This is a genomic window from Parahoeflea alexandrii (assembly GCF_027214025.1).
Taxonomy (GTDB): domain Bacteria; phylum Pseudomonadota; class Alphaproteobacteria; order Rhizobiales; family Rhizobiaceae; genus Hoeflea; species Hoeflea alexandrii_A.
Genome location: NZ_JAPWHB010000001.1, coordinates 14,344 through 34,492 on the forward strand (window position 1 = coordinate 14,344; position 20,149 = coordinate 34,492).

The 20,149-nt window shown below is 53.4% G+C and carries 19 protein-coding genes, 1 tRNA gene and 1 pseudogene; 11 read left to right on the top strand and 10 right to left on the bottom strand.

Annotated features, from left to right (window positions below; all coding sequences use genetic code 11):
• Positions 1 to 14: 14 nt before the first annotated feature.
• The 7 genes from O4H62_RS26470 to O4H62_RS00105 are packed head-to-tail and all read right to left on the bottom strand — an operon-like array spanning position 15 to position 5,757.
• Entirely contained in the window at positions 15 to 269 is a 255-nt protein-coding gene (locus O4H62_RS26470; RefSeq protein ID WP_430538351.1) for a hypothetical protein, read from the bottom strand.
• Positions 199 to 2,748, bottom strand: coding sequence for a heavy metal translocating P-type ATPase (locus O4H62_RS00080; RefSeq protein WP_269384979.1), 2,550 nt, complete (start codon positions 2,746 to 2,748; stop codon positions 199 to 201). Before O4H62_RS00080 ends, O4H62_RS26470 begins: the two co-directional genes overlap by 71 nt.
• A 58-nt stretch (positions 2,749 to 2,806) precedes the next feature.
• Positions 2,807 to 3,211 (bottom strand): OsmC family protein, encoded by a 405-nt coding sequence (locus O4H62_RS00085; RefSeq protein ID WP_269386249.1) that lies wholly within the window; start codon positions 3,209 to 3,211, stop codon positions 2,807 to 2,809.
• A gap of 2 nt (positions 3,212 to 3,213) precedes the next feature.
• Positions 3,214 to 4,149: an MBL fold metallo-hydrolase gene (locus O4H62_RS00090; protein ID WP_269384981.1), complete on the bottom strand. Its 936-nt coding sequence runs from the start codon at positions 4,147 to 4,149 to the stop codon at positions 3,214 to 3,216.
• Positions 4,146 to 4,379 (bottom strand): thioredoxin family protein, encoded by a 234-nt coding sequence (locus O4H62_RS00095; RefSeq protein WP_269384983.1) that lies wholly within the window; start codon positions 4,377 to 4,379, stop codon positions 4,146 to 4,148. Before O4H62_RS00095 ends, O4H62_RS00090 begins: the two co-directional genes overlap by 4 nt.
• Positions 4,380 to 4,390: 11 nt before the next feature.
• The gene (locus tag O4H62_RS00100; protein WP_269384985.1) at positions 4,391 to 5,458 is read right to left on the bottom strand and encodes a permease; all 1,068 of its coding nucleotides are present in this window, start codon (positions 5,456 to 5,458) and stop codon (positions 4,391 to 4,393) included.
• A complete protein-coding gene (locus tag O4H62_RS00105; protein ID WP_269384987.1) occupies positions 5,455 to 5,757 on the bottom strand; it encodes an ArsR/SmtB family transcription factor in 303 nt (100 codons plus the stop codon). Before O4H62_RS00105 ends, O4H62_RS00100 begins: the two co-directional genes overlap by 4 nt.
• A gap of 87 nt (positions 5,758 to 5,844) precedes the next feature.
• On the opposite strand from O4H62_RS00105, the pseudogene O4H62_RS00110 reads away from it, so the two are divergent.
• Positions 5,845 to 6,658, top strand: a pseudogene (locus O4H62_RS00110) (integrase core domain-containing protein); the annotation flags it as partial.
• 95 nt (positions 6,659 to 6,753) lie between these two features.
• Here the strand turns inward: O4H62_RS00110 and O4H62_RS00115 are convergent.
• The 3 genes from O4H62_RS00115 to O4H62_RS00125 all read right to left on the bottom strand — a co-directional run bounded on the left by O4H62_RS00115 (position 6,754) and on the right by O4H62_RS00125 (position 8,192).
• A complete protein-coding gene (locus O4H62_RS00115) occupies positions 6,754 to 7,065 on the bottom strand; it encodes a hypothetical protein (protein ID WP_269384989.1) in 312 nt (103 codons plus the stop codon).
• A 234-nt stretch (positions 7,066 to 7,299) separates the two neighbouring features.
• Positions 7,300 to 7,620 (bottom strand): hypothetical protein, encoded by a 321-nt coding sequence (locus tag O4H62_RS00120; protein ID WP_269384991.1) that lies wholly within the window; start codon positions 7,618 to 7,620, stop codon positions 7,300 to 7,302.
• A 191-nt stretch (positions 7,621 to 7,811) separates the two neighbouring features.
• Positions 7,812 to 8,192 (bottom strand): hypothetical protein, encoded by a 381-nt coding sequence (locus O4H62_RS00125; protein WP_269384994.1) that lies wholly within the window; start codon positions 8,190 to 8,192, stop codon positions 7,812 to 7,814.
• A gap of 1,018 nt (positions 8,193 to 9,210) precedes the next feature.
• Between O4H62_RS00125 and O4H62_RS00130 the strand changes: the two genes are divergently transcribed.
• The 10 genes from O4H62_RS00130 to O4H62_RS00175 all read left to right on the top strand — a co-directional run bounded on the left by O4H62_RS00130 (position 9,211) and on the right by O4H62_RS00175 (position 20,126).
• Positions 9,211 to 10,590, top strand: coding sequence for a hypothetical protein (locus O4H62_RS00130; protein WP_269384996.1), 1,380 nt, complete (start codon positions 9,211 to 9,213; stop codon positions 10,588 to 10,590).
• Between the two features lie 177 nt (positions 10,591 to 10,767).
• Positions 10,768 to 12,669, top strand: a complete 1,902-nt coding sequence (locus O4H62_RS00135) for an AAA family ATPase (RefSeq protein ID WP_269384998.1) — start codon at positions 10,768 to 10,770, stop codon at positions 12,667 to 12,669.
• 6 nt (positions 12,670 to 12,675) lie between these two features.
• The gene (locus O4H62_RS00140; protein ID WP_269385001.1) at positions 12,676 to 13,317 is read left to right on the top strand and encodes a hypothetical protein; all 642 of its coding nucleotides are present in this window, start codon (positions 12,676 to 12,678) and stop codon (positions 13,315 to 13,317) included.
• 870 nt (positions 13,318 to 14,187) lie between these two features.
• Positions 14,188 to 14,715 carry a helix-turn-helix domain-containing protein gene (locus tag O4H62_RS00145; RefSeq protein ID WP_269385003.1) on the top strand — a complete coding sequence of 176 codons (528 nt, stop codon included), beginning with the start codon at positions 14,188 to 14,190 and terminating at the stop codon, positions 14,713 to 14,715.
• Between the two features lie 68 nt (positions 14,716 to 14,783).
• On the top strand, positions 14,784 to 15,812 hold the full coding sequence (locus tag O4H62_RS00150; RefSeq protein WP_269385005.1) for a hypothetical protein: 1,029 nt from the start codon (positions 14,784 to 14,786) through the stop codon (positions 15,810 to 15,812).
• A 285-nt stretch (positions 15,813 to 16,097) separates the two neighbouring features.
• Positions 16,098 to 16,403 carry an ETC complex I subunit gene (locus tag O4H62_RS00155; RefSeq protein ID WP_269385007.1) on the top strand — a complete coding sequence of 102 codons (306 nt, stop codon included), beginning with the start codon at positions 16,098 to 16,100 and terminating at the stop codon, positions 16,401 to 16,403.
• Between the two features lie 43 nt (positions 16,404 to 16,446).
• A tRNA-Arg gene (locus O4H62_RS00160) sits at positions 16,447 to 16,523 on the top strand.
• 205 nt (positions 16,524 to 16,728) lie between these two features.
• The gene (locus O4H62_RS00165) at positions 16,729 to 17,418 is read left to right on the top strand and encodes a helix-turn-helix transcriptional regulator (protein ID WP_269385009.1); all 690 of its coding nucleotides are present in this window, start codon (positions 16,729 to 16,731) and stop codon (positions 17,416 to 17,418) included.
• A 17-nt stretch (positions 17,419 to 17,435) separates the two neighbouring features.
• Complete coding sequence (locus O4H62_RS00170) at positions 17,436 to 17,867, top strand: response regulator (protein WP_269385011.1); 432 nt, start codon at positions 17,436 to 17,438, stop codon at positions 17,865 to 17,867.
• 36 nt (positions 17,868 to 17,903) lie between these two features.
• Positions 17,904 to 20,126 carry a PAS domain S-box protein gene (locus O4H62_RS00175; RefSeq protein WP_269385013.1) on the top strand — a complete coding sequence of 741 codons (2,223 nt, stop codon included), beginning with the start codon at positions 17,904 to 17,906 and terminating at the stop codon, positions 20,124 to 20,126.
• The last annotated feature ends 23 nt before the right edge of the window (positions 20,127 to 20,149 follow it).

Here is a 20,149-nt window from a genome sequence, read left to right on the forward strand (position 1 = left end):
CGCGTCAGCCCGTGTCAACGGCGGAGCAAAAGTAGGCCAGTGTGGCGGAGTAAAACCAGGCCAGTTGTGGGGCTGTGGGGCTGTGGGGCCGACATGGTAATGGCCCCGATCGGGGCCATTACCATGTCTTCGGACAGGTCAAGTTCGCGCAGCACTGCCAGCACGATTGCGGGGAAGGCTTCGTTGATCTCGAACCGCTCAATCTGGGCCACGGTCCAGCCCGCTCGGCCCAGCGCTTGCTGAGCGACAGGCAGTCGCAATAGGGGCATTTGAGGCCGCAGCCGCGATATACTGTCCGCTTTGATCCTTATAGGCGAGCAGGCGCAAAGCATTGATTACGACGAGGACCGTCGAGCCTTCATGGAAGAGAACCGCCGCGCCGAGCTGAAGCCCGAGCAATGTGGCGGGAACCAGAATGGCGACCATGCCAAGGCTGATCCAGAGATTCTGCTTGATCGTCCGGCTGGTCCTGCGGCTCAGGCCAATGACGAATGGCAGGCGCTCCAGAGCGTCACCCATCAACGCTACGTCGGCAGTCTCAAGTGCCACGTCGGAACCGGCTGCCCCCATCGCGATCCCGACTGTTGCATTGGCCATGGCAGGTGCATCATTGACACCATCGCCCACCATTGCGACCGGTTGCTCCGACCGCAGCTGCTTGATGGTCGTTACCTTGTCTTCTGGCATCAGGTCGCCCATTGCCTGGTCAAGGCCGACCTCTTTCGCGACGGCATCGGCGACACGGCTGTTGTCGCCGGAAATCATCACCATACGTGTAATGCCGAGTGAGCGGAGTCTTTTGATCACGCCTGCAGCCGAGGCGCGCGGTTTGTCCATGAGGCCGATTACCCCCAGGTAACGATCGGCCTTGCGCACGATCATTGTGGTGCGTCCCTGCCTTTCAAGGCTCTCCGAATCCTCCGCCACATCGGCAGGAATTGGTGATCCTTCTATCTCGGCAAAAAGGGCGGCCTTGCCGACATAAACCTTTTCGCCCTCTATCTCCGCAACAAGGCCACGTCCGGTGATACTTTGAAGCTTGTCGGCAGCAGCCAAGGTCGTGTGGCCACCAAGCCGTTCGGTTCCATCGCGAACCAAAGCCGCTGCCAAGGGATGATCGCTGAGTGCTTCGACAGCGACCGCGACCGCAAGCAATTCCTGCTCCGTGACGCCGGAAGCCGCAATGACATTGGTCACCTGTGGCTTTCCTTCCGTCAGCGTCCCGGTCTTGTCAAAGGCGATGGCACCGAGCGTGCCAAGGTTTTCGAGCGGGCCACCACCCTTGACCAGGACCCCACCACGTGCGGCTCTCGCGACACCCGCAAGCACCGCGCTCGGAGTGGAGATGGCGAGTGCGCAGGGGCTTGCGGCCACTAGAACCGCCATGGCCCGATAGAAGCTGGCGCTGAACGGCTCATCGATAACAAGCCATGCGAACAGCAGAAGACCAACTGACACCAGGACGACCGGAACGAAGATGCGTTCGAAGCGATCGGTAAAGCGTTGTGTGGGTGATTTCTGGGTTTCGGCCTCGCCAACCATCTGTACGAGGCGGGCGAGCGTGCTGTCCTTGGCCAGCTTACTGACCTGAACTTCAAGGGCTCCGCCGCCATTGATCGTGCCTGCATAGACGCGGAACTCGGCTGAGAGTTCGCTTGCCATTGATGCGGCTCCGGTAATATCGCTCACCGCCCATTTGTCCACCGGAACGCTCTCGCCCGTCACGGGGGCCTGATCGACACTGCTCGTCCCAAGGGTCACGAACCCATCGGATGGAATGCGCGAATTCGGTCGGACGACAACGACATCGCCCACAACCAGTTCGGCCACACGCACTTCGTGGATTTTGCCGTCTCGCTTTACCTCGGCAGTTGGTGGCGTGAGATTCGCAAGTGCGGCAATGGCATGGCGCGCACGGCCCATCGCGTAATGCTCCAACCCATGCCCGATGCTAAACAGGAAAAGAAGCAGGGCTCCCTCGGCCCATTGGCCGAGAACCGCCGCACCTGCCGCCGCAACCAGCATCAGGAAATCGATCTCGAAGCGACCGACAAGCAATGACTCGATTGCTTCTCGAAGAAGGTAATACCCACCAAATCCATAGGCGGCGACATAAAGGGCGAGCGGAATCCATATCGGTATCGACACCACGAACGATGACGCAAAACCCGCTACGAGAAAGCCGCCGCAGATCAAGGCAAAGATCAGCTCTGTGTTGCGGCCAAAGATGCCCCCGTGGTCGTGTTCGTCACCTTCCTCAACATGGTCGACAGTCGGTGCTGGCTGGGTCGAAGGGAAGATGACGCCCAAGTCTTCCAATCCCCTGCGGAGGGTCGTTTCAGATGTCACCGACCTGTCGAACTCGATCCGCACTGGGCCGGCAACATTGGCCACGGCTTCCAGCACACCCGGCATCTGATGCAGATAGTCCGTGACCGTACGGGCACGGCTCGCATTTTGGATGCCGTTCACCTCCCAGAGGACATGACCAAATTGTTCGGTTAGTCGGGCACCGGAACTCTCAGCAACCTCCATGATCCTGGCAAGGCTGATGATCCCGGGATCGTAGTGAATGCAAAGCTTGGCTGGTTGACCTTCGGCAGCGGCAAGGACATGGACCTTCGACATGCCTTCGCGCTCGGCCAGGTCTGCGACCAATCGATCGACGCAGGCATCATGTTCATCTGGAATATTCGGAAGGACGACAGGAAGATCGAGTTGCAGATTGCTTGCATCAAACTTCGTCATGGGCGTGAGGTCTTTCTTTCGGGAGGACGTTTCGCCAGGAGAAGGCCGCGAGGCAACCTCACTCCTTTCGACGGATCGTTCCTCGAAGGTTCGTGGCTTCGGCTATGGTGTTGGAGATCGTCCCATATTTGCGGACATTTTTATGCAGCAAGTCGAGCCGCTGGTCGGTCTCGGTGGTGTCAACAATCAACTCGTAGGTGACGGACACCATTTTGGGCGGGCTGTCCTGCCGGATGCCATGGAGCGTGACTTCGACGCCGAGCAGATGAAAGTCGAGGATCGGCGTCACGCGCTCGATGCCCTTGATCATGCAGGCCGCAATGGAAGCCAGAAACAACTCGGCAGGATTGAAGGCATCTGGCCGCCCCTGCATGTCTGTATCGAGTATGATTGAAGCTTCTTTTGTTTCTGCCTGACTTCCGTGCGCATCAATGCGGTGTGCTGTTACATGATATTCAAGCATGATCATTCCCATTCCATTTCCGAATAGACCTGTTGGGCATTTCGCTTTGCCAAAGATTCGAATTGGTCGAGATATGAGAAATCGGATTGATCTATTTCCACCGAGCCAATCATGTCGCCGCCAGCATCGATATGTTTAGCGATTTTTTCTCGCAGGTTGATAAGATACGCATAGGTATCAGCCTTCGCTTTTTCCAAAGTAGTCGCGTGACCGTGACCGGGCACTACGTGCTCTGGAAGAAGTGCAGCCATCGCTTCAAATGCGGCGATCCAGCTTTTGGCATTAGATTGTGAACCAACGCCGAGAATCCGCTCCACATAAACAATGTCTCCGGTAAAAACCGCTTTCTTGGACGGAACCCAGACAAAACTGTCGCCGGGAGTATGTGCCTGACCGGGATGCTTTATCTGAAACTCAATGCCGCCGAGTTCAAATGTGTATCCGTCTTCAAATTTCACATCAGCATAGACTGGCTCTGTCCCCTCCATCTGTTTTCCAAGGAAGTTTTTAAGCGCGGTTAGTTGGAGAGACCCGCGTTCCTTGTGGTCTGCTACCGCATCCTCAGATGCGATGATTGTAGCCCCCTGAGCAGCCCAATATGCATTGCCCAGCCAGCGATGATCCTGACCTCCCGTATCGACGACGAATTTTACAGGTTTATCCGTAATCGATTTGATCGCCTCATGTATTGCTTGCGCTCCTTTCCAACTGCCGCCGGGATCCATTAGAACAACGCCTTCATTTGTGACGACAACGCCGAACGTGGCGTTGTTCGCAAGGTTCCCGACGTCTCTTTGTTCCTTTGGGCCAACCAAAGCATATACGTTCTCTGTCACCTTCTGAATCTCAAGTATTTTGACGAATGACGCCGCGTCGGCTGTGCCAACCGCCGTGAGCAGAGCAAGGTAAAAAGCAATATGAGGGATCGTTCTCATCATTTGAGCCACGCTTCGAGTTTTGTTTCATCAGGTAAACCGCCCGCGTGAACCAGCTTCCCATCAACTGCGATACCCGGGGTGGACATAACCCCCGCCTTGGCGATTTGCGCCATGTCCGTGACTTTGTCCACTTCGACGTCGACACCCAGTCTTGACGCTACATCCTTGATCATTTTTTCGGTAGTTTCGCAGCGTTTGCAGCCGGGGCCATATACTTTTACTTGTTTCATTGTGTCATTCCTCAAAATATCAGATTGAACAGGAAGCCGACGGCAAGAATGCCGATTCCGACCACACCGATAAATACGGCGATGAGTTTGAGCGTCAGAACCTGACGCAAGATGATCATTTCCGGCAGCGACAGCGCAATCACGCTCATCATGAATGCCAGAACCGTTCCGAGGGCAGCTCCTTTGCCAAGCAGAGCTTCAACAATTGGGATAACGCCTGCCGCGTTGGTATACATGGGGATGCCAAGCACAACAGCTGCGGGGACGGACCACCAGGCATCGGCACCCATGATGCTGGCCATCAAATCTTCGGGCACATATCCGTGAATGGCAGCGCCCATGCCAATGCCCAAAATAATCCACACCCAGACTCTGCCGAAGATTTCGCGAACCGCTTCGATGCCGAGCTTATAGCGATCAACCAGAGATAGTTGTTCATCAACAACAGCTGCAGGGACCGAAGCGCCGGAATGGATGTCACGTACCCAATCCTGCAACCAGCCTTCCAGATGGAGGCGGCCAATGACCCAACCGGCGACAATAGCAATGGAAAGGCCGAATACCAGATAAACAGCCGCCACTTGCCAGCCAACAAGACCGAACAGCAAGATCAACGCAACTTCGTTGACCATTGGAGCGGCAATTAGAAAAGAGAACGTCACGCCAAGCGGCACGCCAGCAGAAACAAACCCGATAAACAGCGGCACCGCCGAACAGGAACAAAAGGGCGTGAGAATGCCAAGACTGGCAGACATCACATTGCCTGCGCCCTCGCGTTTGCCCGAAAGAAGGGCCCGGGTCTTTTCAGGTGAAAAGAAACTGCGCACTACGCCCATCGCAAATACGATAAGTGTAAGCAACATCATGACTTTCGGAGTGTCGTAGAAAAAGAAAACAAGCGCTTCGCCAAGATGACTATTCCGCTCAATCGGCACGAGCGAAACAATACTCTCGGAAAATGGAATCAGTTGGCCGTAAACCAACCACCAAATAATCGCGCAAAGTATGACGCCTACTGTCCAGACCAACGCGGAATTTTTCTTCGGCCCCTCGGCCACGAATTCCGTATTTATGGTCATGCTGCAGCCCTTTCATTTTCAGTCAATTCGGCGACAACTAATGCAGCTTCGATAAGCTTTCGAACAGCTCCAGACAGGGCCGGATTGAGCCTATAGCGCACCCATTGTGCATCACGCCTGTCGATAACAAGGCCTGCCGCCTTTAATGTCGCCATATGCCGGGACATTCTGGATTGAGATGCGTCCAGTCTTTCCATTAACTCGCAGACACAGTGCTCTCCGCCATCGAACAAAATCTTGATGGCTTCGAACCGCGTGGATTCTGCAAGAGCGTTCATAATCGTCAAAGAATGGGGCATCAGTCTACCTAAATGTATTTGCTAATGCGCATATGCGCATTAGCATGTTTAATGTCAAGTTTTCCTATCCCTCTTTTTTAATAGGGATGTCGGTATTTTGGGATTGGCCGCGCCAGTTTCTACGGTTGGCGCAATGCCTGCGCAGAGCGTTGAGAAGCTGGCCTGATCAATGCACCGCCCATCCCCAAATGGCACGCCAACAAGATGCCGCCTGAGCGCGAAGAATAGGTGCTTTATCTTTGTCGCAATACCATCTCGATCCAATGAGGATCGTTTGGTATTTGGCACGTTATCACGGCATCAGGATGTCTGACGCGACGGTTTCACGCATTCTGTGCAGGCATGGATTGAGCCGTCTTCCTCGCGGCACCCGCATACGCAAGGTCCAGTCCATACCAAGCGCTATCAGAAGCAAGTTCCAGGTCACCACATCCAGATGGATGTTACGTTTCTGACGTTCATCGGAAAAGAAGGCAAGAAGGCGCGTCGTTTACAATGCACGGCAATCGACGACGCCACGCGCGTCAGGGCGCTAAAGATCTATGAAACGCACACCCAGGCCAACGCCATAGACTGTGTGAATCATGTCATCGGAACATTCCCGTTCCGTATCTGCCAGTTTAGAACCGATAACGGCCATGAGTTCCAAGCGAAGTTCCACTGGCACGTCGAGGATCTCGGCCTCCGTCACAGCTCCATCAAGCGCGGCACGACGCAGTTGAACGGCAAGGAGGAATGATCACACCGCTCAGACGGGCAGAAGTTCTATCAATTGCTCAGCTACAAAGGTGATGTCGATCTCGAAGCCAAGCTGGACGAATGGGAGCGCTTCTACAACTTCCACAGACCGCACGGCGCGCACAGCGGAAAGACGCATTACGAAGCACTCAGAAAAGCTATTGTCAACAAACTGGATGTCCCACGAGTAGCCGCGCCTTACAACCCCTTGGGGGCAGGCCAAATTACATGATCTGGAATACAAAAGTATAAATATATTTAGAAAGGAAATTCGTCAATAAACGGAAACTCTTTGAATTTGCGTGCCGACCAGCCCATTGTGTGTTCCAAGACAAGATCAGTAACTGATCCAATATCAACATCTTCAGAGATATAAAATCCGCGCTCGGTTTCGGCGCGTTGTTTTTTTGCTCTATGCCAGTCGATGATACAGAGATTCAAATGACCTCGGTCCAGGTAATTTTGAATGGAGTGGAGCGGCTTCTGCGCAAAGTGAGACAAGAAAAAATCAGCCGCTTGTGCTTCGAGTGAATGATTTGAAGGTCCAAAAATTGTCTCTTGCTCTGCCATTTTGTTGTCCTTTTTTATCGGTCAGTCGCACATAGAACAATATTTCTCAACCGCAATGGCTTCGCCAAAATAATTATCGCCGTTGCCGGAAATTGTCGGATTTAAATGTCTCCAGTTGAGAAAACAATGCGAGACATCGATGCAAGCCACCACCGTCGGCGCAAATTGGATCACTGCGTGAAACTATGGAATCCCGTTTTCTATTTACGGAGTAACGGGGGGAGAATGCGGAAATTATTTCTTCGTGTTGACCATTGGAACAAGCGTGTCAGCATCAAGCCGATGAACACGACGCTTGACCTTTCTCTCAGCCATCCGCGCAGAATACCCAGAGGATACTAGATAGTTGATCGCCATGCTCTCCAGTGCGGTGACACGGCCGACATCTTTGGCGGATTTAGCTTGCTCCGCAGTGTGTCTGTAGACCGTAACAGCAGCAGCAAGCGCGGTGTCGACAGCATGAACTTCAGGACAACGAGCGCCCTTCAGATCGGCTCTCCAACGGCGTGTAGCAATAAGTCCCTTGTTCTTTTCGTCTCTTGCAGTCCTCGGCATCTCTTTGACTCCCAATCATCACTACGTGACATCACAACGGGAATTCTGCCGTCGTACGACGCAAGGAACAAAGCACACCTTATGCGATCCTCACGGACAACACGGCGGGCTTAGGCGATTTGAGCGGACATATATGAGACGTAAGAGGCTCTTATGCTATTTATATGAGACATAAGCGTCCCTTTTGCGACTTAACGTGATGTAGGAAGCTTCACCTTGAGTTCTCCAGCCTTCGCTCTGGCGGTCACGGTGAACGGTACACCAGTTTTCTCAACGAAGACCGACGACAGATATGCGCGGATCGCGTCAGCACCTGGTCCGTCGCTGGCGAGGATGGCAATGGCTGCGTCTGCAAGAGCCTGCCTTGTCGTCTCAGCGTCAAACGGTAGTGAGCCTTTTGCGGCGTCGGCCTTGACCTTCGCACGGCGGTCAGCTTGGAGTTTGCTTTTGTAAGCACGGAATTCGGCATCGGTCATGTCATTGATGCCGACCGTGGGCGCTGCCGTCCGCTGGCGTGTTGACTTTCCGATGAGCTGATCGAGCATTCTGATTTCAAGTGATGTTGTTTTCATGGTCGTCTCCCGCCGATTTCTGTTTCTACATGTAGAAACTAAAATGAAAACTCTCGTTGACGTGCCAGATATACAAGCTGGCTAAATTTTCTGATTTGCATGAGTCTGATCGGCCGCCCGCTTGAGTCTACATTCTTTAGCCACGGTTCATCGTTTCTGACGGCCTCTTTAAGCCAGGCGACTACGGCACCTAGCTCTGCACGTCGTGCAAGCGGCGCTTTCTCACGGTCGGCTACTCTTACTACAGAGCATCCGACTAGGTCAGCAATATCAACGCATTTGTACAAGTGACAAATTATGCCTAGATAAAAGTGATCCTTTTCCATATAAAATTTTGACATATGATGTTCTCCCGAAAGTGTGTATATAAATGAAAACCTCAATATAAATTTCTAGAAAGCGAAAAATTTATATTTATTTGTATCGCGGTTATGATTGTTTCGCTAAAAAATATAGTTAGCTTAAATTTCTACATGTAGAAACAATTTTGGAAACCTCGGCGCGCACTGGCGGTCTTCGACGCTCCGCCCAAGAGATATCCAAGTCTTCCTTTTCATGAAACCGATATCGGCGGGACTTCGTAATCAGAACCCATTGAAGACAACAGATGAACCCAAGGAAAACATAAAGGCTATCTGTTCGAGACACCTTGATGTTTTCTTTTTTGGGATGCTGATGGCTAGTTGAAAGACCAAATTCTGGTGACGATCAAAGACAAAAATCCAGCGCAGCGCCCCGTTCTCTTTCTTGAATATGCGGAGCTTGGAGAACCCCCAACACGGACATTCCGAGAACCCCAAATTGTTCTCTTGTAGTAATCGGTAGTCTTCTATAAAATAGAGAAATTCCAAATAGATTTATAAGTTTTCAGTTTCATTCAGGGGATAGCTCTAGGTTAGTTCATACCCCCCTAAGACATGTCGCGAAAAACCATACGACAAAAGGCGATATCACAAATAATTAGTTATTGCCTGTTACTGTACTTGTTAATATCTCCGCCGACAGACATAGTTAATTTATGAGAGCAAAGTTCTTCAAACCAATTCTGAAATGCCACGACGGAATTACTCACATTAATTCTGCGCCGGCGGCGCTTGCTGTGCGTGGCTCAGAACGTAAGGGTATTGCGGCTGCGGATTGGATTGCTGAAACCGTCTTCACGAATGAGAAAACCAGTCCTCGCATTGAAATCCCCCGCTCGATCGTGCGGACGATGCGTTTCGTGGACTCGGAATATCTGAGGTCAACTGACCTGGCAGTCTACTGGCTCTTGTTCGGGAACGCCCGCTTTCAGGCGATCGAGAAAGACACGCATTCCATCACATTGGGCGCGATTGCCCGCTACCTCGGCATTAAAAGCATTGCCCGTGTTGTGACATGCCTTGAACACCTTAATCGGGCGACGGTAAGATATGACTTCAATCTCGGCGGCACTCGTCGGCAGCAGACACGACTCATCAATATCTCAGAATTTGACGCTGATACAGCCCGCAAGGGAACTGATGTCGTCCACTATGAACTGCCTACAATCGTTCGTGAAGCGGTACTCGTTTCCAAAGACTACGCATGGGTCGACATCAACGCTCTGCCACGCCTGACCAGCAAGTATGCGGTGATGTTGTACATCCGTCTTTCCTATATCGCGTGTCAGAATTTTGAAGCACGCCCAGCATGGGACGTCAGCTATAAAAGCCTAGCAGGTCAGCTTTCCTATCCGACAACGTGCTTCCGTAAACTTCACGTTGTCACTGTCGTCAGTGAAGCCTTGGCTCAAATCAATGCGCTTGGAAAACTGCACAAACGCTTTGGTTTTGACTGCCTTGTTCCTGACGAATTCAGTGACAATTTCCTTATCACCGTCGGCTCCTCGGCTCGTCGTCTTCGGGAAGTCGCACCTGCTGATCTTCCAGCAGCAGAGTACAAAAAGGTCGTTGACCGTAAGGCTTTGCCGCTCAAGGATAACCAATACCCACGCATTACCTCACTTCGCCAGGCGTCGACATTGCTTGGCAAGCCTACAAAGCTTATTTCCGACCTCTGGCGGACGGACGTCTGGGGTGCAACGAACTACAATAAGGGCTTGATTGGTCTCGACGCCCCGTCATTCCTAGAAAGCATCGAGAAGCATGGAGTTGAATCCGTCTTCGAACGTTGGATAGATAAGCGTGGGTTCGTTGAATTCGGGATCGTGAAAGCACCTGACGTCGCACCACCTCCGCCCAAGACTTTCATGAAAACGGAGCCTGCTGTCATCGTCCGCATCGTCGAGTCTGAGTATGAATCAGATGATGACGTCACCATGGCGGCCGACTACGCCTACATTACGCCAGAGGCATACGAGCCAGAGAGAGCGCCTGAAATTTTCGAAGACGTCGATGATTGTGAAATCGCTTTCTGATCCGATCGGCTTTCGTTAACCGAACACCCGGATGCCGCGTTGACTGAGCCGAACACACGCGGCATAGTTGAGCAGACAACAAAAGAGACCACGAACATGAACGCACTGCGAATAGCCCAGATAGCTGCCTAAACCGCCCCCTCGGGCGACCGCTATCTATTTCGCAGGAGTCTCCCAATGTCTACTCGCCCCACTCTCGAGCGTGCGCTCGCCGATCTCCATCTCAATCGCGCTCTCAAGCCCTTCCTCCGCTCACGCAAATTCATTGTCGTGATCGTGTTGCCACCGAACGCTGACCTCGGCGAGTGGAAACATGAAGTCGATGAAATCTTGAGTCATTCTGATGTCGTCACAGATGATTGGCAGAATGAAATGCGTCGCTCTGACAACCGCGCCGATTTTGTGATGACACCGACTGGTGCGGATCAAGGCCTTGAAGGATGCAGTCTTGGTCGTCTCAAAACCGTCCTTCTTGTGACTGCTGAGCTTGCTGACACGTTTGTAGCACATCCATCTGTCTCTGCTGCCGATGCTGTTGTACGCATCGACACGCTCTCGGTGTCCTACATGCAGAGAGCGTTCCATATTGCTGTCGGCCGCAAGCTCTCTATCGAAGAAGCCACCGATCTGGTGTCAATGCCCGCACGTTGGAGGCGTATTGTCGTCCGTGCCGGCCGCAATCCGCGAGCCATCTTCAAATCATTCAAGCGGTCACAGGAACGGTCTCAGGCTATCATCGATGCTATTGAGAAGCCGAAGGTCAGTGATGGCCCTCGGCTCGAAGATATGCATGGCTATGGTGAAGCGCAGACTTGGGGTCTCGAGCTGGCGCAGGATATCGCCGACTACAAGAACGGCATCATCAGTTGGGCAGATGTCGACAATGGGCTTCTGCTTTCGGGTCCTCCAGGATGCGGCAAAACGACATTCGCGTCCGCTCTGGCGCGCACATGTGGCATGGCATTTATCGTTGGCAGCTATGCCTCTTGGCAGGCACATGGTCATCAAGGCGACTGTCTGAAAGCCATGCGCCTGGCATTTTCAAAAGCCCGCGAGCAGGCTCCCTGCGTACTTCTTATCGACGAAATCGACAACTTCATGGATCGCGACGGCGAGGGCGATAAAGATAATCTCGCTTACAATCGAGGCATCGTAAATGGGCTTCTCGAGGAACTTGATGGTAGCATTGGCCGTGATGGTGTCGTTGTTATCGGTGCTTGCAACAACCCTCAAATTGTTGACCCAGCGGCCTGTCGTCCTGGACGTCTTGATCGGCACATTGAAATCCAGTTGCCCGACGATGAGGCACGGATGGCTATCCTGAAAGGCTACCTCCAGTCTGAATATGACCTCGACATGAGGCCTTTCAGGACTAAAACAAAAGGCATGTCAGGCGCTGATCTTTCGAGGTTGGCTCGTGACGCTCGTCGGCTTGCTCGTCGTGAGCGCATCACCGTGGAGTATAGGCATGTGAATGCATGTCTTCCTAAGCGCATCCGCCGCGACGATGATCAGATGAATCGTATCGGTGTTCACGAGATTGGCCATGCCGTTGTCGGCGTTGCTTTGGATTACGCGCCGCTCGTCGAGGTTTTTATTGAAGACCAATATGTCCCGAATTCAGGCGACCAAATCGCAGGAAGTTGCGTTTTCCAAATCGATCCGGGGCAGCGCCAAGATCAGCAAAAAATCGCCGACAGGATTTGCGCAGGTCTGGGCGCAATGGCTTGTGAGCAGATGATTTTTGGGTCGCATGGTGACGGTGTCATCGCCGATCTTGTAGAAGTCACAACTACTGCGACATTTGCGCTGTCAGCGGTCGGTATGGGTGACACGCTTTCCTCCGCTGGTCTCCGCGATCCCGAGAGTCTGTCTCGTCTTCGGATGTATGACCCGCGTCTCAGCGGACGAGTAGAGGACCTTCTTCAGGAGCAGCTGGTGCGGGCGCGTGAGATTCTCGAAGAACGGCGCGACGTCGTCGAGCTTCTGATCTCCGAGCTTGTGCAGCGGACAAGGCTGCCAGGGTCTTTCGTGTACTCAAGGCTCGAGGTTCCTCAACCAGCCATGAATTTCGGGTGATTGGTCATGAGCTTCGTCAACAAACACTACATCAGCGACACGCATTTCGGGCATCAGCGTATGCTCGATATGCAGCCAAGACCGTTCACGGATATCCATGATCATGACGAATGGATGGTCACCTGCTGGAACGATGTCGTCGGGCGTGACGACATCGTTTTCCATCTCGGTGATTTTGCTGCGCGACTTCATGAGACGGATCGCATCCGCTCACTTTTCAGTCGGCTCAACGGCAGGAAGTACCTTGTCATTGGCAATCATGACGTTGACAAAAAAGGTGCCTTGCATCCGACCTTGGCGGCACTGGCATGGGAGAGCCGCCCTGAACACGGTCTGCGCACAAAAGACGGCGGGCATGACCTCTGGCTTTCGCACTACGCTGCACGCACATGGCCGTCATCGCATCACGGAAGCTTTCACTTCTACGGACACAGCCATGGACGGCTCCCGGGTGTCGGTCGGAGCAGGGATGTCGGTGTCGATGTGCCGGATGTCGACTTCACGCCGAGGACATTCGCATATCTGACAAGAGGAATTTTAGAGACTGAAAATTTGAAAATGCGGGCGACACGCGGCGATGTTGATGCGGCACTGGCAATCCTCGACCGCGCCCCTGATGTCGAACCTGATCCTGGCGACGAGCTGTAAACCAAGGATCGACGTCTCCTTAGTGTAGTTATGAGGACTTAACTACACAATTAAGGTATGGAAATCCCTTGTCTTTTTGAATTAAATATTCAGTCTGGATTAGCGCGGGCAGGGCTATTGAATCATACTAATCTCATTAAAATTGTTGAGATCAGACAGATGAATGAAGCACGCAGGCGCACTTGGAATAGAGACATGGATGCTAGGCTCCTGGCGCTATGGAAAGCCAATCGAACGATCAAGGATATCTCCGCTGAACTTGGTAGGTCGGAGACCTCCGTGCAGACTAGAACGTCACGTCTCGGTTTTGGAAAAAGGTCGATGTGTGATGTGCTTAATGTGTCGGCGAACGGTCAGGTATATTGTTCGGAAGCTGAGACTGCTGAGCTTGATGCAATGCGCATCAAGGGTGTGACTTTACGTCAGCTCTCTGAGCATTTTGGGCGATCAATTGAGTCAATAAAAACGAAGCTGGCGTCTATTAATCGGAAATCTACGCGACCAATCATAGCTATTAAAATGCGTCCATGTCTGCGGTGCGAGACGACTTTTGGTTCAGAAGGCCCAGGTAATCGCATGTGCGAACCGTGTCGGGAATATACGACGTCACTCGATTTTTGACGCCCTAATTCAAGAACTCGTTTTGCACGCGGCATAGTTGAATTCTTGAATTAAATTTCGATAGGTAAAATGCAATCCAACAATTCAAGACTTCATCCATCTATCTGATATTCCTACATCATCGACATTTCTGCAACAGTCCCAAGCGGCCGTCCTAAAAAACGTACCGGTTGCAGATATCGTGTTGACAAGAGAACTCACGACGCGCTTTCTACCGCCACTGAACTAGGGTTATGAGAGGTGGAGCGCATGGATGATGACAACATTCTCGATGAGATGGGGAAGCTCATCGCTTGCATTGAGGAAGACATTCTCAAGTTCGATCAAGGGTTCGACAAGTTCAAATCAGAGATCGATGAAATCGTCAGTGGCTCTATGCCGCGTGGGTACGGAGACGATGATCTCATCGCGCTGCCACTCGTTGTCTATCTTCCTGAACTCGGCGGCAGCCTGACCGTCAATCACGATTTCTCGACAATCGGCACGGTTTCGAGGAAGGCGATCTACGCTGCCATCGCAAGCGGCGATCTGGAGGTCGTCAAAATTAACAAGAATTTTCACGTCACAAAAGCAGCCCTGAAAGATTGGATTGAAGCATGTCGAAGCCAAAGCAAAAACAGGGCCCAGTCCTCCGCTGTCGTGCCGCTCGGTACGAAGACGGGAAGCTCACACACCGAGGAACGTTCTTCATCGACGATGAAGGAAAGCAAACTGCGACAGGATGCGGTTTCGGCGATGATTCTGAGTATGCAGAAGCGTACGAAGCCGCAAAGCTGAAGTTCCATGAATACAGCGTTGCCGCCTTCGCTATCAAGAAAGGGCAGAAGGTCGATAAGGCCGTAAGCGTGGAAGCCGAGCATGTGAAGATCGGTGATCTCATCCTGTTCTACATGAACGCTGAGGTCGATGCGATCACGGCTATGCGCGATGATAGACGTCGGGAACATCTGTCACAGATCGCCTGTCTCAACGAATTCTGGGGTGATCGGTTTGTCTCGGAGATCAACAAAGTAAATTCCATTGAGTATCAGAAAGACAAGAAGGTTTCAGTTGTGCGCAATAAGCTGATCCTTCTTAAATCGATTATCAATTACGGCTCAGGGCAGGGGCAATTGAAAAAATACGACAATCAGTTAGACTATTATCAGCCCGCACGCTTGACCAATCGTGCAGAAATTTATGAGATTGACGAGCTTATTGCTATGTACAAAGCGGCGATGAGACGACGTCATTCGTGGAGGGAAGGGCGCAAAGAACTTCTCGAAGAGAGGGGCGAGACGGCTGATCAGCAGACGGTCACATATCACAATCGCGTAGCTGCTCACATCGCTAAGTTCCTGCTCGTCGCCGTGATGACTGGAACACGAGCCTCTCGAATCCAACAAGCGTCATTTGTGAAAGAGGCTGGTCGGCCGTGGATCGATCTCAAAAATGGTATCTTCTACAGAGCCGCGTTGAATGAACAGGTGGCTCTTAACAAAAGAGCCGATCCTATCCTTATCCCAGAGCGGCTTCTGAGGATGATGCGCCGCTGGCATCATGGTAGCGGGAAAACTCCAGGGTGCCGATATCTCATCGAGTACCAAGGACGTCCTGTCGATTGCCGCAAAGGTTTTTACACTCTCAAGAATGAGGTACTGTCCGAAGAGCGAGCCAAGGAATTGAATCGGCATAGTCTCAAACACACCGCTGTCACAATGCTCCTGCGCGATGGCGTGTCCATCGAAGCAGTCGCTCAGTACATGTCGACGACACCTGAAATTATTCGCCAAGTTTATTCACATCTCATTCCTGGCGAGTTCTCAGAGGTGCATCAGTCGTTCAATAGGAAGCGTTCAAGGAGGCCTAGACCAGGTGAGCAGAAAGCCGCTTGACTCTCAGACTGCATCCGGGCATCAAGCGCGAGTTGTTGTTTTATTACCGCCAAGTCACCGCCAAGGAAACAGTGGGAATTGACGGGAACGAACGGACATCAACTGGGGTTTTCGGACACCAGAAAGCCTTATAAACTGGGTCGTGTCGGTGGTTTGGGACCAGAGGGTCGGGAGTTCGAATCTCTCCGCTCCGACCATTTTTAGGCGTCCGGCTACGGACGCGATGCAGCAGGGCGCCGTGATCCGCCTTTCCGGGCGGTAACCGCCATGAAGAGGGATTGGGACATGACTGCGAAAATCTATCGTCCCGCAAAGACTGCCATGCAATCCGGAAAGGCCAAGAGCCTCGACTGGGTCTTGGAGTTCGAGCAGGAAAAGCCCCGCAGCATTGACCCGATGATGGGCTATACATCTTCGGCGGACATGAAGAGCCAGATCCGGATGACGTTCGAGACGCGTGAGGCGGCGATTGCCTATGCCACGCGCAACGGCATCGCCTTCCGGGTTTCCGAGCCCAAGGAAAGCAAGCGCCGCCGGGTGGCCTATTCCGACAATTTCCGTTTCGACCGCCGCCAGCCCTGGACCCACTAGAAACTATCGTGATTTGCCCGGTCGACGAGGGCAAAACGCAGCCGGCCCCTTAGCTCAGCTGGATAGAGCACCGGCCTTCTAAGCCGACGGTCGCAGGTTCGAATCCTGCAGGGGTCGCCAATCAAACGCGGGTCCAGCCCGGAAACACTATTCACGCTGGTTCGGCTCTCCCCTGTATGAACAGCCCATGTTCGGGTTGTCAAAAATGCCGCGGGCTCTGTCGTGTTTTTCGCTTTGCTGAAATGTTCTATGGGCGTGCTTGTGTGATACGATGCTTTTAGAGGCATTAGTAATATAAAGATGTACCTGATTCGAAAGTGACGACATGCTGGTAACGGAAACCGCTTTACACTTGGGACCTGAGCTGGAGCGCGCTGTCAACCGGGTCGACTTTTTCCGCCTGTTCAAATCCCTGGCCGGAAGCAACGGATTCTCCCATTTCGGCCTGACGGAAATAGCGGGCGAAGAGCATGGGCTGAGTCTCCAGCATGTTCACGCGCTGCATAACTTCCCCGGGTCCTGGTTTGACGATCCGAAAGATCAGGTGATCGACGCTGCCGATCCGGTTGCGCAGTACCTGCAGAAGGCGTCCGCGCCTTACCTGATGGATATCCGGCAGCCGCCTTCCCGGGTGCTTTTGTCGAGCGGTGCTACCGCGGCTGTCATTGTTCCGCTCCACGCGGCAACGGGCAAGCGCTACGGTCTGATCATGGTCGGAGGCGACGCCAAGGAAGATCATCAGGCGCTGGCGTTGATCGCGCTCGATGCCGCCTTGATTTTTCAGCGCTACTTCGAGGTGATCTTGTCACTGGATTCGATCAGCGGTTTGAGCGATCGGGAAATACAGATTGTCCGCTGGACCTCGGAGGGCAAGACATCCGCTGAGATTGCCATCATTCTGGCTTTGTCCGAGCACACGGTCAATTCGTATATCGCGGCCGTTTTGCGCAAGCTGCACGTCGTCAACCGGGCACAGATGGTGGCGTCGGCCATCCGCAGCGGCCTGATAGCGTAGGGGGCGGGAGGCCTTCCATGAGCACAAGACAGGACGGCAAGCAGTTGAGGGTTTTGCTGATTGACGACGATCCGGCCGAGCATGTCCTGTTGCAGCGCAAGCTGCAAAAGGCCAACGAAACATCGATCGAACTGGACTACGTCGCCGATATCGGGGCCGCGGTGGATCTCGTCAAGGCGGGTGGGGTGGACATGGTCTTCCTGGACAATCGTCTTGTGCCCAACAACGACTTCCGGGAGACCGCGCCGCTGCTGCGGCAGGCAGGCTTCGTCGGTCCGATCGGAATTATCTCGTCCGATATCAGCGGCAAGTATTTTGAGGATTTTCGGGATTACGGTGTCGACTTCAAGATCGGCAAGGATGAGATCGACGCTACGGTGATCGCCTTTGTCGTGGCGGAATATACCCGAGACCAACTGTCGGAAACCTGTTCCGAAGACTACCTGTGAGCCAGCCTTTTGGGTTGTGCCTGGATTGTTAACCGCATGCCGCTGTCACCTGAAAACATGCTCAAGGCCCTGTATGACACGCTACCGGACCCGGTGCTGGTCGTCGACGCAAGCCGTCGCATCCTGGCTGCAAATCCCGCCACGGCAGAGAAGTTCGGTTACACGGTAGACGAGCTTGTCGGGATGAATGCCGTGGGCCTTTACGCGTCCAGCAAAGATGCCGATGAAATCGGCAATGTGCTGTATCCGCTGAGCCGGGAGGTGAAGTCTGTTCACCGGCGCCTCGATCTCAGGCGCAAGGATGGCAGAATCTTTCCAAGCGAATTGACCGTCAGCCGGATCGAACTTGCGGACGGCGAAACCTTCGGATCGGTTGCTCTGGTTCGGGATCTCAGCGAGATCTACAGGGTGCAGGAGCAACGCTTGCGGGCGGAAGCGATACTCAATACCGCACTTGATACGATCTCCGAGGGCTTTGTTGTCTATGACGATCAGGACCGTCTGATGTTGTGCAATGACGCCTACCGGGAGATCTATTCCCTGTCTGCACCGGCCATCAAGATCGGCAACACCTTCGAATCCGTTCTACGCTACGGCCTGGAGCATGGGCAATATCCTGATGCAGGAGACACCGCTGAAGCGCAGGAGGAATGGCTTCAGCAAAGGCTCGAGAGGCACAACAACCCGGGTGAGCCATTCATCCAGCACATCAATCCGGACAGGACGATGCTGGTGGAGGAACGCATCACCGACGAAAACTTCCGGGTCGGTGTGAGAACCGATGTCACGGCGCTGAGCAAGATAAGGTCCGAGGCCGAACAGCTCGGCCTGATCATCGAAGGTGTCAAACAGGAGGTGTATCTGATCTCCGTCAAGGACGGACGGATCATCAGCGCCAACAAGTCCGCGCGGGACAACCTTCAGTACAACATGGAAGAACTGCGGGCGCTGAATCCGCTCGACCTCAATGTTGGCCACAGTCCGATGGAGATCGCCGAACGGATTGCTCCTATCGTTTCGGGCGAGAGCAAGGTGATCGTCACCGAGACCTGCCACCGGCGCAAGGATGGCAGCACCTATGATTGCCGGGTGCGGCTGGAAATGATGGACAATATGCCCGATCCGGTGATCCTCGCCTTTGCCGAAGACATCACAGAGCGACGCGGGATCGAGCGCGCGCTTGCCCGCAGGGAACACGAGTTCCAGACGCTGGTTCAGAATATCCCTGATTTCATCACACGGGCGAGGCCAGACACCACGCTAACCTATGTCAACGACAACTATGCTCGCTTTGTCGGTCTCCCTCCAGACAAGATGATCGGGCGGAGGTTTCTTGATTTTGTGCCCGAGGAAGAGCAGGCGGAGTTGCTCTTGCATCTCTCCAGCCTCTCACCCGAAAGGCCTCTGAAGGTCAGCGAACAGCCGATGGTGAACGGGGCGGGAGAGGGCTTCTGGTATCAGTGGTCAAATCTCATGGTGTTCGAGAATGACGAGCCAGACGAACTGGTTTCCGTGGGACGGGACATCTCGGAGATCCGCGATGCGCAGACCAGGATCGCGAGCCAATCCCGCGCGCTCGAACTGCGCAATGACGCGCTCGAGCAGTTCAGCGGAATCGTGTCGCATGACCTCAAGGCACCGCTTCGGCAGATACGGCTGTTTGCCGACATGATCGCCGAGGATGTAGAGGCTGGCAAGACCGACGAACTGGCAACGTTCTCGGGATATATCTCGGAACGCAGCGACTCCATGGAGCGCATGATCTCGAGCCTGCTTGCGTATTCACAGCTGGCCTATCAGCGGATCAATCCGGAAGTGGTACGGCTTTCCGATGTCGTGACCGCAGCGTGGGACAATCTTGCGGTCAATGCCGAAGAAGCCGACGCCGAGCTGGTTTCCGACGCCGACATTGCCGTGCGCGGGGATTTTCACCTGCTGACACAGCTGTTTCAGAACCTGTTTGCCAATTCGATCAAATACCACCAGGAAGGGCAGTCCGTGGCCATCCGCGTGGATGCCAAGACAGTGGAGGGTGGCGTGAAAGTTGCGGTCGAAGACAATGGTATCGGGGTCGACCCAGCCCATTCAGAACGGATTTTCGGTGTGTTTCAACGTCTGCACCTGGATGAGAAACTCTATTCGGGCACCGGCATAGGGCTCGCGCTGTGCCGGCGTATCGCGCAGAGCCATGACGGTGACATACAACTCGACACGTCCTTCGAGAAAGGGGCCCGCTTCATTGTTTCCCTACCTGCATAGCAAGGGCAGGAACAGACTTGGAC